General features: G+C 63.0%; 14 protein-coding genes and 1 tRNA gene. 8 read left to right on the top strand and 7 right to left on the bottom strand.

All coding sequences use genetic code 11. The annotated features are described in order from the left end of the window. Window positions 1-167: 167 nt before the first annotated feature. Both E3T51_RS14775 and E3T51_RS14780 read right to left on the bottom strand, forming a co-directional pair. Window positions 168-1,328 carry an alpha/beta hydrolase gene (locus E3T51_RS14775; protein ID WP_206751180.1) on the bottom strand — a complete coding sequence of 387 codons (1,161 nt, stop codon included), beginning with the start codon at window positions 1,326-1,328 and terminating at the stop codon, window positions 168-170. Between the two features lie 457 nt (window positions 1,329-1,785). Further along, entirely contained in the window at window positions 1,786-3,474 is a 1,689-nt protein-coding gene (locus tag E3T51_RS14780) for a long-chain-fatty-acid--CoA ligase (protein WP_134530524.1), read from the bottom strand. Between the two features lie 218 nt (window positions 3,475-3,692). Here E3T51_RS14780 and E3T51_RS14785 point away from each other — a divergent pair, with 218 nt between their 5' ends. The 4 genes from E3T51_RS14785 (at window position 3,693) to E3T51_RS14800 (ending at window position 7,451) form a co-directional block, all read left to right on the top strand. Beyond that, window positions 3,693-4,805, top strand: a complete 1,113-nt coding sequence (locus E3T51_RS14785) for a YeeE/YedE family protein (RefSeq protein WP_134530525.1) — start codon at window positions 3,693-3,695, stop codon at window positions 4,803-4,805. Between the two features lie 61 nt (window positions 4,806-4,866). After that, a complete protein-coding gene (locus E3T51_RS14790; protein ID WP_104190802.1) occupies window positions 4,867-5,094 on the top strand; it encodes a sulfurtransferase TusA family protein in 228 nt (75 codons plus the stop codon). Between the two features lie 199 nt (window positions 5,095-5,293). Further along, window positions 5,294-6,361, top strand: coding sequence for an NAD(P)-dependent alcohol dehydrogenase (locus E3T51_RS14795; protein WP_134530526.1), 1,068 nt, complete (start codon window positions 5,294-5,296; stop codon window positions 6,359-6,361). Between the two features lie 112 nt (window positions 6,362-6,473). Continuing rightward, window positions 6,474-7,451: an aldo/keto reductase gene (locus E3T51_RS14800; RefSeq protein ID WP_134530527.1), complete on the top strand. Its 978-nt coding sequence runs from the start codon at window positions 6,474-6,476 to the stop codon at window positions 7,449-7,451. 4 nt (window positions 7,452-7,455) lie between these two features. On the opposite strand, the gene E3T51_RS14805 is transcribed toward E3T51_RS14800, so the two are convergent. From E3T51_RS14805 to E3T51_RS14820, 4 genes are all read right to left on the bottom strand, one after another. Then, window positions 7,456-8,334, bottom strand: a complete 879-nt coding sequence (locus E3T51_RS14805) for a helix-turn-helix transcriptional regulator (protein WP_134530528.1) — start codon at window positions 8,332-8,334, stop codon at window positions 7,456-7,458. Between the two features lie 17 nt (window positions 8,335-8,351). Further along, the gene (locus E3T51_RS14810; protein ID WP_134530529.1) at window positions 8,352-9,107 is read right to left on the bottom strand and encodes an MOSC domain-containing protein; all 756 of its coding nucleotides are present in this window, start codon (window positions 9,105-9,107) and stop codon (window positions 8,352-8,354) included. A gap of 107 nt (window positions 9,108-9,214) precedes the next feature. Beyond that, window positions 9,215-9,904, bottom strand: a complete 690-nt coding sequence (locus E3T51_RS14815; RefSeq protein WP_134530530.1) for a class I SAM-dependent methyltransferase — start codon at window positions 9,902-9,904, stop codon at window positions 9,215-9,217. A gap of 91 nt (window positions 9,905-9,995) precedes the next feature. Further along, the gene (locus E3T51_RS14820) at window positions 9,996-10,823 is read right to left on the bottom strand and encodes a pseudouridine synthase (RefSeq protein ID WP_241989362.1); all 828 of its coding nucleotides are present in this window, start codon (window positions 10,821-10,823) and stop codon (window positions 9,996-9,998) included. Window positions 10,824-11,062: 239 nt separating this feature from the next. Between E3T51_RS14820 and E3T51_RS14825 the strand changes: the two genes are divergently transcribed. Then, a complete protein-coding gene (locus tag E3T51_RS14825; RefSeq protein ID WP_134530532.1) occupies window positions 11,063-12,070 on the top strand; it encodes an NYN domain-containing protein in 1,008 nt (335 codons plus the stop codon). Between the two features lie 62 nt (window positions 12,071-12,132). Here the strand turns inward: E3T51_RS14825 and E3T51_RS14830 are convergent, their stop codons facing one another. Further along, window positions 12,133-12,861 (bottom strand): hypothetical protein, encoded by a 729-nt coding sequence (locus E3T51_RS14830; protein WP_134530533.1) that lies wholly within the window; start codon window positions 12,859-12,861, stop codon window positions 12,133-12,135. A gap of 288 nt (window positions 12,862-13,149) precedes the next feature. Between E3T51_RS14830 and E3T51_RS14835 the strand changes: the two genes are divergently transcribed. From E3T51_RS14835 to E3T51_RS14845, 3 genes are all read left to right on the top strand, one after another. Next, window positions 13,150-13,226 (top strand) — tRNA-Pro (locus E3T51_RS14835). A 177-nt stretch (window positions 13,227-13,403) separates the two neighbouring features. Next, entirely contained in the window at window positions 13,404-13,661 is a 258-nt protein-coding gene (locus E3T51_RS14840) for a helix-turn-helix domain-containing protein (protein WP_241989363.1), read from the top strand. 6 nt (window positions 13,662-13,667) lie between these two features. Next, complete coding sequence (locus E3T51_RS14845; protein ID WP_134530534.1) at window positions 13,668-14,855, top strand: tyrosine-type recombinase/integrase; 1,188 nt, start codon at window positions 13,668-13,670, stop codon at window positions 14,853-14,855. Window positions 14,856-15,130: the final 275 nt, after the last annotated feature.

Here is a 15,130-nt window from a genome sequence, read left to right on the forward strand (position 1 = left end):
GTGACGTCTGCGGGCCACCACCGGCGCATCTTTCGGGAGGATGCGCTCGGCCGGCCAGAATAGGCCGTCGCCGTCGGTATTCCTGGCGTGCACAGTTGCACTCGGTGCGCATCCGTTCGATGGCCGCCTGACCGGCGCGCAGACAGATGCCGAAACGTCGTGCCCAATCAGGCAGTGCAGATGAATTCCAAAACGCTGCGCTTGGTGCCAGGGTCTTCTGGGAATCCTCCGTGGGTCTTCGACCGGGTGACCTCTCCGATCGGAGTGTGCTTACCCGTGACTGACCAGAACCCCTTCTGGGTAGGCTTCGCGAGGTAGTTTTCAACAAACGAGACGTCAGCACTTTCGGATGCGGACAGGTCCCCGGACATCTCTGCAAACCTGCGCATGCCGAGTATAGGAACGTCGCCCCTAATATTCGTTTCGTCAACCGGTCTTGTCTCAAAACTTCCCGATACAAGATAAAGGAGGCTGTGCTCGTACAGGGCCAACCGACGACTTGGGACACCGTCCAGCTGCTCGAAGTGATCTCTCATTGTGAAGAGACGAAATTTATTGATGACCGAACCGTGCAGGCGAATCGTTTCCGCAAAAAAAGAATGAGTCACAGCGGGCGCTAGGAACACGACATTGAACCTCTGCTTAATTCCCTGTTCATCGGCCAAACGCAGCAGGTGGCATGCCAAAATTGACCCCGCACTATGCGCGACTATTGTCACCTTCGACAGCGGAGCTTTGGTTTTATCATTTTCACGTCGCGCGATGGCACCGATTAACGCTGTACCACAAGCCTTCTCGGTGGGCTGAACGGAAGCGGCCGTGTCCGCCTTCATACTGTCCCAGGCCGCATTACCGATCTTGAAACTGCGGATACATTCCTCCTGGATCGTCGCGACCGCGCCGTGATCACGATGGGCATCGACGCGGCGCATCACATCGTCGAACACGCCCAGGGCCCGAGCGACAAAATTCTGCATCGGACTGAGGGGTGCCAGTAGCGCCATAAACAAGTCTGTGCGGGTTTCCGTCGCACCAAATATTGCCTCGTAGGTCTCTCGGGACAGGGGTTGGAGTGCCGTATCGAAATGCTCCTGTGGCTCCACCAGAACGTTCTCTTCTGTCGCGATCAAAGAGTTGGTACCGACTGGGACCCTTCGGGCGGCGAGGTCGATCTGTATGTTCAATCCCACGTCGTCGATTAATAGAAATTCAAGCTCCGCGCGCGCGTTCTGCTGATAGTTCGGCTGCGTGATGAACGCACTCCATGCTCCGTCGGACCGCGCCTGGATTGTTCGCTCGACCAGAGCCTTTGCGTGCCCGGTAAACATTCGGACGATTCTACGTAGTATCGGAGGATAGTCGTTTGTGAACGTCTCGATCAGGCTCGATTCCCAAGCGAAGAAAACCGCGTGAGCTCGGGCCCGCTTTCCCCAATAGGGCTCGAGTCTCACAGCGCGGTCAACCGCCGCGTCCACCCCGACTAGTCCGCCGTGGATAAAGAACACCAACCCATTGGGGCATTTAGCACCGGCATCGAGCATTTCGTCTATTTGATCGACAGAACTGTAGGGAAAGACGTCATCGGCCAGTTCACCGTTCCCGCTGTGCAATACGTGGCGCCTACAAAAGTCTGAGGATGCTGTCATGAGGCTCCCACCGTTCGAGCGATAACACCGGTGTGTTCAGTGGAACAGTATCCGTTCAATTTCAAGCCCGCAATGGACTCCATTGGCTCGCCTGTTTTGGGAGACCTGGATGTCCCCCGGCAACACCGTTGGCCCGGTGTCAGAGCAGTGGTAAAACCTGCTCACGAACCTGCTTGCGCAACACCTTGCCGAGCATCGAGCGCGGTGTGTTTTCGATCTGCACGATCCGCCGCGGAATCTTGTAGGCCGCGAGGTGTGCCCGGCAGTGCGCCCGCAATGCATCTTCATCGAGGGTGGCACCGGCCGTGAGTTCGATCGCGGCGACAACCATCTCCCCGCCCCGTTCGAGCGGTCGGCCGATCACGGCGGCGTCACTGACGCTCGGGTGCAGCCGCAAGACAGCCTCCACCTCGGAGGGCGACACGTTGAAACCACCCGTGATGATCAGCTCTTTAGCGCGGTCTACGATCGTGGTGAAGCCATCCTCATCCACGGTCACGATATCGCCGGTGCGCAGCCACCCATTGGGCAGGAGCGTCTTTGCGGTCTCCTCTGGGTTGTTCCAATAACCCTGAAAAACCTGCGGTCCCTTCAGCAACAACTCACCCGGCTGCCCCAACGGCACCTCAACGTTCGAATCATCCAGATCTACCACTTTCATCAGGGTCGATGGGAACGGCACACCGATCGTGCCCGTGCGTCGGCTGGCATGAAACGGATTCCCCAGGGCAACGGGAGACGACTCGGTCATGCCGTATCCCTCAACAAGAAGTCCGCCCGATACCGACTCCCACAGTTCCACGACATGATCGGGTAGATCCATGGCGCCCGAAATGCAGTACTTGCACGAGCGCAGCGAGATTCCTTTTTCCTTCGCGGCGAGCGCCGTGCGCTCGTAGATCGGCGGCACCGCGCAGTAGACCGTGGCGGGCGACTTCTTCATGGCGTCGAGAATCAGCCCGGGTTCAAACTTAGGGAACAGCACGAGCAGGCCCTGCTTGCGGATGCCGTAGGTCAAATAGAGGGTCATCCCGAACGCATGGAACATCGGCAGGATCGCATAGAAGATTTCTTTGCGGTACTGGGCGCCGTGCATCCACGCCTCACCCTGCAGAGCATTGGAATACAGGTTGAAATGGGTGAGCATGGCCCCCTTGGGGGTTCCGGTGGTGCCCGAGGTGTATTGAATAGCGGCCAGGTCATCGACCGACGGGCGCGGATGCTCGGAATCGATCACGCCGAAAGCGAGCAGGTCCTTCCAGGACATCGTGCCCGGTACCGGGCCCGTCAGCGCCGCGCGTGATTCGCGCAGCCCCTTCACCGGCAGGTGCAGGGCGAGGCGCTTCAGGGTGGGAAACGCGGTGAGGAGATTGACCGAGACAACGTGGTCGATCTCGATGTCGGCCGGGAACTCACGCACGGCGGCCGTCGCCTTGTCCCAAGCGATAACGACACGGGCCTGATGATCTTCGAACTGGTGGCGTAATTCTCTGGACGTGTAGAGCGGGTTGTGCTCCACTACCACCGCGCCCAGGCGCAGCACCGCGTAGAAAGCGACGACGTGCTGGGGGCAGTTCGGCAAGATCAGGGCCACTCGATCGCCAGCTCTCACCCCGAGGTGACGCAATCCCTCCGCGGCCCGGTCGATCTGGTCGCCGAGTTCGGCGTAGGTCGTTCGACGCCCGAAAAACTCCAGTGCGGGGTGGGTACCGGCTTCGGCCACTGCTCGCTCGAGCATGGCCACGAGGGACTCCGTTGGGAGTTCGATCTCGGCGGGAACGCCCGGTTGATAGTTCTTGACCCACGACTCGTGCTCAGTGTTTGCCATGACACCATCCTCCCCGATTCGAAGCGCAACGCATCGTGCGTCAAAATATTTCCCTCTGGTTCATGATTTCGATGCGTAGCGCTCGACCTCGAAGCAGTCAAATGTGTCGTCTCACAGGGTCACCCGGCGACTTCTGCGGCGCTGATCCGATGATGAGTCGTAGCGTAAATAGTGCCTTCACGACTGCAGCGAAGGTCAAAAACGAACGGGGATACGACATGCTTCTCACTGGTTTGGGCCTGGGCATTGCCCTCGGCTTCGCGATGCAACGCGGTCGTTTCTGCGTCACCGGCGCATTCCGTGATCTCTGGGTCACGGGCAACACTCGCTGGATCACGGCGTTTTTGATCGTGATCGCCGTGCAGAGCGTCGGAGTCTTTACCCTGGATGCAGTCGGCGTAATCTCGTTGTCGTCCAGCGCCTTTCCCTGGCTCGCCACGGTTCTTGGAGCCTTCCTCTTTGGCTTCGCCATCGTGCTCGCCGGCGGTTGCGCCACGGGCACCTACTATCGCGCCGGTGAGGGTCTGGTGGGCAGCTGGCTGGCGCTCATCTTCTACGCGCTGTTCTCCGCCATCTCCAAGACCGGCGTGCTGGCTACGGGAGTCTCCGGCCTGCGCAGCGTCACGGTCGAAGCCTCAACCGTGCACGGTTTGCTGGGCGTCTCGCCGTGGCTCCTGATCGCCGTGCTGGCCAGCGCGGTTGGTTTGTTGGTCCGGCATCACCTGCGCAAGCGCCCAGGAGCTCGTCTAGCCACCCTGCCGCCCCGCAAACGCGGCATCGCCCATCTTCTCTTCGAGAAGCAGTGGGGCGCGTTCACGACCGCGCTCGTGATTGCCGCGCTGGCTATCTTGGCCTGGCCGCTGAGCTGGGCCACCGGCCGTGAAGCGGGACTTGGAATCACAGGCCCATCCTCGAACATCGTCAACTATTTGGTGAGCGGCGACGCCGAGGTCATCGACTGGGGAGTTTATTTGGTGATTGGAATCCTCACGGGCGCGTTTATCGCTGCCAAGGGCAGCGGAGAATTCCGCATTCGAATTCCGGATGCCGTCACCACCGTTCGCAGCATCGCCGGCGGTGCACTTATGGGTATCGGCGCCAGCCTGGCGGGCGGTTGCACCATCGGCAACGCCATGGTCAACACAGCTTCCTTCGAGCTGCAAGGCTGGGTAGCCTTCGGCTTTATGATCCTCGGCACCGGTGCCGCCACCCGGCTCTTCATCACCGGGCCTTCCAAGGCCCGTTCCGCCCGCAATGCCGCAGCCGCGGGCTCGTCCAGTCAGGCGGCGACGCCCGGTCCTAGCGCTGCACGGGCATCCGTTCGCCGCTAGCATCGCTCGCCCCGCGCCACGTTTCAATTCACCAATTCACCGTAAAATAAGGAGATTCATCATGGCAGTTCACGTACTTGAAACTGATGGTCAGGTTTGCCCGTTCCCCATCGTCGAGGCCAAGGAAGCCATTGCCCTGCTCGATCTGGGCGATGAGCTGGTCATCAACTTCGACTGCACCCAAGCGACGGATGCCCTGCCACGCTGGGCCGCGGAGGAAGGCTACCCGGTCACCAATTTCGACCGCGTCGGCGACGCCGCTTGGACCATCACCGTTCAGAAAGCGTAATGCCGCTGCAGCGCGGTCAGCCAGCTCAGGTGGCCGCGCAGACGCGAGCACCGGATACCTGGGTGGGTCAGACAGTGCCACGCTCCAGTCTCGATCGGGTCGGTTCAATCACGTAACGTTGAGCGAGCGGATGTCACCGTCGACACGTGCCCCGGCACGGGATTTCCTCGCATCTCATCATCGGCACTGAAAGTTTTTTATGACGACCACTGTTCCTGCACTCGCCGCCCCCGCGGCCAACCAGCCCCTCGCTCGCACCACGATCGAGTTGCGCACCCCCGGCTCCCACGACGTAGCGATCGACATCAAGTTCGCCGGCATCTGCCACTCCGACATCCACCAGGCTCGCGACGAGTGGGGCGTGGGACTGTTCCCGATGGTTCCCGGCCACGAGATCGCCGGCATCGTCTCCGCCGTCGGCAGCGACGTCACCCGCTACCAGGTTGGCGACCGCGTCGGCGTCGGCTGCTTCGTGGACTCCTGCCGCGAGTGCGCCAACTGCCTGGCCGGCGAGGAGCAGTACTGCCTGAAGGGCGAGGTCGGCACCTACAACGACCGCAACCACGACGGCTCCCCCACCAACGGCGGCTACAGCACCGCGATCGTCGTCGACGAGAACTACGTGCTCGGCATCCCCGACGGCATCGAGCTCTCCGAGGCCGCTCCCCTGCTCTGCGCCGGCATCACGCTCTACTCGCCTCTGGTGAACTGGGAAGCCAGCCCCGGCAAGAAGGTTGCCATCCTCGGCATGGGCGGCCTCGGACACATGGGTGTGAAGATCGCCCACGCGCTCGGCGCCGAGGTCACCGTGCTCAGCCAGACCCTCAGCAAGAAGGAAGACGGCCTGCGTTTCGGCGCAGACCACTACTACGCCACCAGCGACCCGACCACCTTCACCGAGCTCGAGAACCACTTCGACCTCATCGTGAACACCGTGGCCGCGAACCTCGACCTGGAGGACTACCTGAAGCTGCTGGCCCTCAACGGCACGCTCGTGCACGTTGGAATCCCCACCGAGCCTGACAGCGTGAAGATGGTTTGGCTCGCCGCCCAGCGTCGCGCCATCGCCGCTTCCAAGATCGGTGGCATCCGCCAGACCCAGGAAATGCTCGACTTCTGCGCCGCCCATGGAATCGGCGCCGACATTGAGATCATCTCGGTCGATGAGGTGAACGAGGCCTACGAGCGTGTTATCCGCAGCGACGTGCGCTACCGTTTCGTTATCGACGTGGCCACGTTTGCGAACGAGACCCGCGTCGACGCGTAGGCGCCCCGACCGGCGCGGCATCAGCCGCGCAGGTTGATAAAAACCCAGGCACGAACCGCCCCGGGCCGCAGATTTCAACGCGGCCCGGGGCATCCGTCATTAAAGGAGTCCCATGAAGTATGTGAAGCTCGGCAGCACCGGTCTGGATGTCTCCCCGATCGCCTTGGGATGCATGAGTTACGGCGAGCCGGAACGCGGCAACCACGCCTGGACACTGACCGAGGAGACCAGCCGGCCGTTCATTCGGCAGGCCGTCGAAGCCGGGATCAACTTCTTCGATACCGCGAACGGGTACTCGGCCGGGTCGAGCGAAGAAATCCTCGGCCGAGCACTCAAGGAGTATGCGAACCGGGACGAGGTCGTTGTCGCGACCAAGGTATACGCACCCGTCGGTGAGGGCCCCAACCAGCGTGGCCTGTCACGCAAGGCGGTGCTGCAGGAAATCGACAACAGTCTCCATCGCCTCGACCTCGACTACGTGGACCTCTACATCGTGCACCGTTTCGACCCATTCACTCCCCTCGAGGAGACGCTTGAAGCCCTGCACGACGTGGTGCGCTCGGGTAAAGCGCGCTACCTGGGCGCCTCCTCGATGTTTGCCTGGCAGTTTGCCAAGGCCCTGCGCCTGCAGCAGGCGAACGGCTGGACGCCGTTCGTATCAATGCAGAGCCAGTACAACCTGATCAACCGAGAAGAGGAGCGCGAAATGTTCCCCCTCGCAGTCGATGCCGGCATCGGCCTTACCCCGTGGAGTCCGCTTGCGCGTGGAAAGCTCACTCGAAACTGGGACGAAACGACCGCCCGCACCGAGACGGACCTGTTCGGCCAGACCCTTTACGCGCAGGCGGAAGAGGGCGATCGTGCGGTTGCATCGGTCGTTGCCGACATCGCCGCCGAGCGCGGCGTGCCGCGGGCTCAAGTAGCCCTGGCCTGGGTGTCGGGCAACCCCGCCGTGACGGCGCCGATCGTTGGCGCCACGAAGCCGCACCACCTCAGCGATGCCATCGCCTCGCTCGACCTTGAGCTCAGTGCCGACGAGCGCACGCGCCTTGAAGCATCGTACGTGCCGCGTTTGCCCGAAGGGTTCTAGACCGTCAGCGAAAGGACTCGAGCGCGGCGGTATCCGTCTGCTCTGTGCGCCAGGAGGCCAGGATGCGCAGCGCGTCGCTGGAGGCCGACGCCGGTTGGGTGCTGTAGACGAAGAGTTGCTGGTCTGGTTCGCCCGGAACCGGGAAGGTCTCGTAGTCCACGTCCACCCGGCCGACGATCGGGTGCTCGAAGCGCTTCACGCCGAACGTGCACTCCCACACCCGGTGCTGACTCCACCACGCGCGAAATTCGTCGCTCTTGACGGTCAACTCACCGATCAGCTCGTTGAGGGCTCGGTCGTTGGGGTGGGAACGCGCGTCGTGACGGAGCATAGCCGCCACATCGCACGCCACAATCTCCCAGTCCAGGTACAGTGTGCGCGCCGACGGGTCGAGGAATGTCCATCGGGCCATGCTGCGCCCGAGTCCCGAGCCCGTCGTGAAGTCCTTCAGCAGCAGCTTGGCGAGGTCGTTCATGGCCAGCACATCCATGCCGACGCCGAGCACGAATGCCGGTTGTTCGGTGAAGGAATCCATGATCGTGCGCACCGACGGCCGAACCGCGTGGGTGCGCCGCCGCTGCTGGATGCGGCCGCCGGTCGAGGTGGATAACAGCGAGAACAGGTAGCTGCGCTCCGCCTCGTTCAGGTGCAGCACCTCGGCGAGCGCATTGACAACGGCATCGGATGCCTGCGTCACCCGGCCCTGTTCCATGCGCGCGTAGTAATCCACGCTCACGCCGGCCAGCCCCGCTACTTCGTCACGGCGCAGGCCGGGCACCCGTCGGGCGGCCGCGTGGGGGTTGACCGACAGGCCGACATCGGCTGGCGTCAGGCGGGCCCGGGCTGAGCGCAGAAAATCAGCGAGGGTATCTTTGTCGTCCATCCCTTTAGTATCTCCCGTCAGTTACCGGGGGCTAATCGCACCTGGTCGCCGCAGCCGACGCTTCCGGGGCGAATGACCTGGGCGTACACGCCGAATGGCATATCACTCCCGCTCAAGCGGGCGAGGGTCTTCAGCAGGTTTGTGCCGCGAGCGCCGGTGTCGGGCTCTAAATCGATGACGGCGCAACGAGGGATGCCGACGCCCACGAGCAGACGTGCGCTCCCCACGTCGAGTTCACGACCAGCCCAGGAATCTTCAACCTGCGCAGCCGCGTCACCCGTGTCGATTGTGAACGTCGCCCGAAAACGGCGAGCATCAATGGTCGTGGCCGCCTCCTCGGCGAGCCGGCGCAGCGAACTCGTCGTCACGATGGTGACGGAGTCGCCGTAGACCACGCCGCCCGGGGCGTTTATCTGTGCCACAGCGACATCCTTCCCGAGCAAACGAGAGAATGCCTGGGCCCACGGCCCGCCAACCACCTGCATGCCAACGGCGCGACCCCAATAGTCGAGTGTGACATTTTGACCGTTGAACTCAGGTTTTGCGGCAATCTGCTGCCCGTCGATGTCGACCGACAGCACCTCGTGTTCCCACCGGGCTCGGCAGGTGAGCAATAACGGATGCTCAACGGTCTTCAACACCCGTCCGTTTGCGAGGTCAACGACCGCGAAGAGCCGGTCCCCCACCGGACCGTATGCTTCGAGCAGTACGTTTTTGCGCTTCGTATGTGGGCCGCCCTTGAGCGCCGACAGGCCAATGTCGCGAATCTGCATAATAGTGCTCACCCTATCGGCAGACCGCCCGCGGGCCGCGCCGCCCACAGCACTTGCGAAACCTCGCTGCGGCCGCGCAGCGCCGTCCACAATCTACATGCGGCCGATCAGCGCAGTCGTCGAGCCCGCAGGACAACGTCGTGGGTGTGATGCGACCCGGCGCCGGTTGCTACATGGCGCGGCCGGGTCTCGTCGACCTCAACCTGCCAGCTGTCGTCCAGCAGTGCAGCGATCTGGGCCGGGCCTACATAATCGTCGGCATGAAAACCGTGGGCTGCGGCCTCCTCCTCCGTCGGGGCAGGGTGATGCACGAAAAGCAGCACACCGTGAGGAGCGACCGCCTCGAGCAACGCGTGCTCGGCAACGTTCTCGTCGGTGCGCAGCAGCGCGGGGTACTGCGCAGAAACCAGATCGAAAGATGCCTTCGGCAGCGCCGCCTCGACCAGACCGGCGTGTAGCCAGTTCACCGGCACTCCGCGAGCGGCGGCTTGGGCGGCTGCCCGGGCGAGTGCTACCCGCGACACGTCCAGCGCAGTGACGCGCCACCCGCGTTCCGCCAGCCAGAGGGCATCCGCTCCTTCGCCGCAGCCGACGTCCAACGCGCGCCCGGTCGGTAATTCCTGTGTCTCGGTCAGGAGTGTCGCGTTCGGCTGCCCGCTCCACAGCTGTGCCATGTCGGCGTAGCGTTCGTCCCAGAATTCCTCAACCGCGCCGGGATCGCGAGGGGTGTGAGCAGCGGATGCCGCCTTCGCGTTGTGGTCGGTGTCGCCGGGTGAGGTCTCGTTCGTGTGCTCCATGATTCAAGCATCCGTCTTTCACTGGTGCGCGACAAATTCCGGTGGCCTCCGGGGCGATCATGACCCGATGCGTTCTCGCAACCGCGTGCGCTCAGGACTTCTCACTGCGCAACGGCAGCGTGCGCAGGCTGGCAAACTGCCGCACTCCCCCATCGATGGGGTCGGTGAAGCGCAACTCGTTCGCGAGCAACTGCAGGGGGCGCGTGAAATCGTCGAGCGCGACATCCTGCACAACGGGGTAGAGCGGATCATTGCAGATGGGAATTCCCAAGCCGAGCATGTGCATGCGCAATTGGTGCGTGCGACCGGTGCGGGGTGCCAGCCGGTAACTGCCCAGGCCATCGACTGCCGATTCGAGTGCGATCAACGACTCGGCGTTGGCCGGCACGCCCGCCAGCACCTCGGCTTGCCACCGACCACGGTGCGTCGTGAGGTGATTGCGCACCGTTACGGGCAGTTCGAGGCCCGGCAACAGCGGCGCCAGCGCACGGTAGGTCTTTTCTACTTCGTGGCGTTGGAACATCGACTGATACGCCCCGCGCCACCGTCGCTCAGTCGACAGAACCAGCAGCCCCGACGTCCCCCGGTCCAGCCGATGCAGCGGGGACAGCTCTGGAAGCTGCAATTCCGCTCGCAGGCGCACCACCACACTCTGCACGACGTGGCGCCCGCGCGGAATGGACGAGAGAAAGGCGGGCTTGTCGACCACCACGATCCGATCGTCACGATAGATCAGATGAATGGGCCCCGGAACAACGGTCTCCTCGGCCAAATCGCGATGGAACCACACAAAGGTGTACGGCCGGTAAGGGTCGCGGCTGCCGACTGCCTCGCCGGTGCCATAGACAAAACGCTCCTGGGCCAGAAAGCCCGCCACGTCCACGAACTCCGACAACCGCTCCTCGAGCCAGGCCCCCATGGTCTCCCAGAGCGGATGCTGCGACCGTTCCGGCGTGCACACCCACGCGGCATTGAGCCCGTGCCGTTGCGGGAGTGGAGAAGGCGGGGGCATGCACTGATGGTACGTGGCTTCGCTCTTCTGCCGCAGTCGATTGCTGGTGCAAGTTGGAACCCGAGTTGCCCTCGCCCCGCCGCTCGGCGCAGACTGGGGGTACCGGATCGCAACTGAGTCTTCCGCCTGTGGCTAAGGAGCTCACCATGACTGAACCGAACGATGCGCGCGTCGGCCTCTATATCGACTTCGACAACATCGTCATCTCCCGCTATCAGCAGTTGCACGGGCGCAACGCTTTTCAGCGCGACGGCATCCGTGATTTCAATAAGTCGAGTGCGGATGCCGACCCCGAGGTCGCCGCGCGGCTCGCCTCCGCCACGGTGGACTTCAACGCCATCATCGACTTTGCCGCGTCGTTTGGCACCCTGGTCGTGAATCGTGCCTACGCCGACTGGTCGGTGCCCGTCAATGCGAGTTACCAGCGCCAGCTCATGTCTCGAGCGGTGGACCTGACGCAGCTGTTCACCACGACCACTCGCGGAACCAAGAACGGTGCCGACATCCGTTTAGCCGTCGACGTTGTTGAAGACCTCTTTCGACTCCCCGACCTGACCCATGTGATCATCATCGCCGGCGACTCCGACTACATCGCCCTCGCCCAAAAGTCGAAGCGGCTCGGTCGCTTCGTCGTTGGCATTGGCGTTGCCGGCTCGACGAGCACATCGCTTGCGGCTGCGTGCGACGAGTTTGAGGACTACGACTCGCTGCCCGGAATTGGTCAAACGACCGTTACAACCATTACGCAGAGGCCCAAGGCAAGCAGGAAGGCCCCGGAAGCTGCCGAGATTGCACCCGACCCGGCGCCCATCCAGGCCCGTCTTTTCGCCACTAATCCCATGTTCTCCCACACCGAAGACGCGCAGTTCGACGAGCCCGAGGCCGGCGACGACATTGACCCACAGACACTGGCCACGGAGCTTCTGGTGCGCGCGCTGCAGATCGGTCACGCCAAGGGCGATGCCGACGAGTGGCTCAACACGGGCACGATCAAGAACCAGATGCGCCGCATGGACCCGTCCTTCAACGAGAAGCCGCTCGGCTTTCGTTCCTTCACCGACTTTCTCTCCTCGCGAAGCGACCTGGCCGAGCTGAAAGAGGATGGCCCGCAGCGACTCATCCGACTGCGCCCCGAATCGGAAAGTAGGCGCTAAGCAGTCACTCGACTCTGCGCAGTCGCTCAAGTCTGCGGAGTCACTCGACTCTGCGCAGTCGCTCAAGTCTGCGCAGCGGATCGGCGACGAGAGCGCTCGGCAATCCCTGCCGCCACGAGCATCGCCACGCCTGCCGCGGCCGTCAACACTGCGACGATTGTCTCGCTGAAGGGAGTCGTGTCGTGCGACTGATAGCCCAGAACGGCCGGCGCAATCTGAAAGGTGACGACGATGGTGCCCGGCACGGTGACGCCGAGCAGCAGTAGGCACGCGACGGATGACGCCCACGACACGCGCAACCAGCGCACGCTCAAAGCGATCAAACCGGCGAACGCGACCAAGCTCAGCAGTACCTGCACCGGCAGGAATTGCAACGGAGACGGAACACCGATCAGGCCCGAAACGAGGGCGTGCATGCCGGTGATGCCGAAGGATGCCGCGGTGGCGACGGTGAGCATCCGCTCCAGGCCACCGTCGCGGCTCGCGGCTGATCGCGCCAGGGCTCTGATACCCAGCGCCAGGAGCAGAAGACTCAAACCGTAGAGTTGAGCGGTCGTACCGAGGTTTTCCCACGGGTCCGCGGGGTAGGCGTAGTCGAAACGGTGGTCTTCGATTGTGGTGTCGGTGCGCGCCCATGAGGCGCTGAGCACGACCCACCGTTCCAGCGAGGCGACAAGCTGAAGCGCGGCCGCTGCAAGAAACAGCCCGGCCGTGGCGAGCGACCAGCGGACCGAATCACGACGGGCGCGATGCGTCTGCATGTGGTTAACGGTGCTAGCGATGGCTGCCATGCGCCCAGAGTAGCAACATGATGAAAGTTGGCAAGCGAACAATGGGTAAATCTAATCGTGAGGGCGTTACCGCCGCCGCGCATCACGAATGTCGTCTCGCCGTCAGCCCCTTTGCGACGCAACCGATGAACCCAGCCAGCTCGGAGGCCGTGGGAACACCAAATAATCTTCAGTCCAACCGCGATCGTCGGCACCCTCCCATGTGTTCTTTGGTCCTCGTATAAAGCGGTAAGCTCTTACAGTTGTCTTCCGCAGGTTTCGAATGTTGGAATCGCTTTGTGGAAGCGGCGGGCTGTGGCGCAGCTTGGTAGCGCACTTGACTGGGGGTCAAGGGGTCGCAGGTTCGAATCCTGTCAGCCCGACCAAAAGTCCCGGAAACTCAAGGGTTTCCGGGACTTTTTAGGTTAAAGATTTGATTAAGTCATCACTACGTCATCACTTTCAGCGTTCCAGAGCCGGTTACTCGGCCCTGTCGTCCGAGGCACCGACGTCGGTTTCGGTTCCTTCCGATCATGCGGGACTGCCGTGCGCACCTTTTGGACATGAGTATCCACGACGACAAGCTAACCTCCCCTCCCACCGACGACTGGGGGCTCGAACCCCTGATGGACGTTGCCGAGCTGGCCGCCTACCTGGGCATCCCCATCTCCACCGTCTACGACTGGCGGGTGCACGGCAAAGGCCCCACGGCCTACCGGTTCGGCAAGCATCTGAAGTTCGCAATCTCCGACGTGCGAGCCTGGATCGCCCAGCAGCGCGAGCCCTCCTCCAGCGAGCCCAGGCAAACCGATCGGCGGTGAGCTGAGATGGCCCGGCAGAGGCTCACGATCGGCACCTTCGGCGACATCAACACCCGCCAGACACCGACCGGCAGGTACGCGGCGCGAACCCGCTACCGGGACTGGGATGGCCACGCGCGCCTGGTGCAAGCCACCGGTGCCACGGCCAACGCCGCCGAACGGGCACTGAAGGCCAAGCTCGCCGACCGGGACCTGTTCCAACCCGCCGACACGGCGCTGACGCCCGACAGCCTGTTCAAAGACCTGGTGACGTACTGGCTGGAAGACATCGACCTGGAGGATCGGATCTCCCGGACCACCCGCAACCTGTACGAGCGCAACATGCGCACCCTGGTCTCACCGAGCTTCGACAACTTGGCGCTGCGGGAGATCGGCGTGGCCCGGTGCGACAAATTCATCAAGCAGCTCGCGAAGCTCTCCTACAGCCGGGCCAAACAGGCCCGGGTCGTGCTGCGGCTGGCATTGGAACTGGCCGTGCGGCACGAGGTACTCCCCCGCGACCCGATGGACCACGTCGCCCGCCTCCACCGCGAGCCGCACGTGCCCAATGCCCTCACCGCCCCAGAGGTGAACGCCATCCGCGCGGCGATCGCGCACTGGGAGGGCGCCGCCAACCATATCTCTGGCCCCAAACCCGATGGCCAGCTCGGCGCCATCATCGAGGTGATGCTCGGCACCTCGGCCCGCATCGGTGAGGTGCTCGCCATCAGACGCCGGGACATTGACATCACCAGTGCCGTGCCCTCCATTCGCCTGGCCGGAACCATTGTCAGTCGTAAAGGCGAACTGACCTTCCGGCAAGCCCATCCCAAAACCGCGAAATCCACCCGTGTTGTGGCACTGCCCACGTTCACCGCTGACGCCGTGCGCCGGCGGCTCGCCAAATTCGGGAGTCTGGGCCTGGATGGGCTGCTGTTTCAGTCCCGCGACGGCACTCCGTTGACGACCGCGAACGTGCGTCGTCAGCTGCGACAGGTGCTCGAGGGAGCGGGCATCAACGGAGTGACCCCGCACATGTTCCGCCGCACGGTCGCCACCGCGGTCAACACCAACGCCAGCATCGAACTCGCCGCGGAGCTGCTCGGCCACACGGACACGAGGATCACGGTGCAGCATTACATCCAGCGCAGCGAACTCGTGAACCCGGCCACCGCCGCGCTGCTCGACCGCGCGTTTGCGAAAGACGAGGAGTGAACACGGTGCTGCCACGGTGGCAGCACCGCTTGATCTGGGGTTTTTCTGCAAGTCAAGCCATAAGGTGCCCGACCGCCGCCGCACTTTTCGACCGGGCCTTGGCAAGAGTTGCCGACTGGAATGCGGTGGTGCCACGGTGGCACCACCGTCTGATCTGGAGTTTTGTCGAATCCCGTGATCGAGGTCAACTCTGCATCGGGTGGGCACGATGTGGAATTGCTTTCAGGTATACACCGACGAATGAGCATGCGCAATCACTTTTCAGCGATTCTTCC

Origin of the sequence: Cryobacterium serini (genome assembly GCF_004404025.1) — a bacterium.
GTDB lineage: Bacteria > Actinomycetota > Actinomycetes > Actinomycetales > Microbacteriaceae > Cryobacterium > Cryobacterium serini.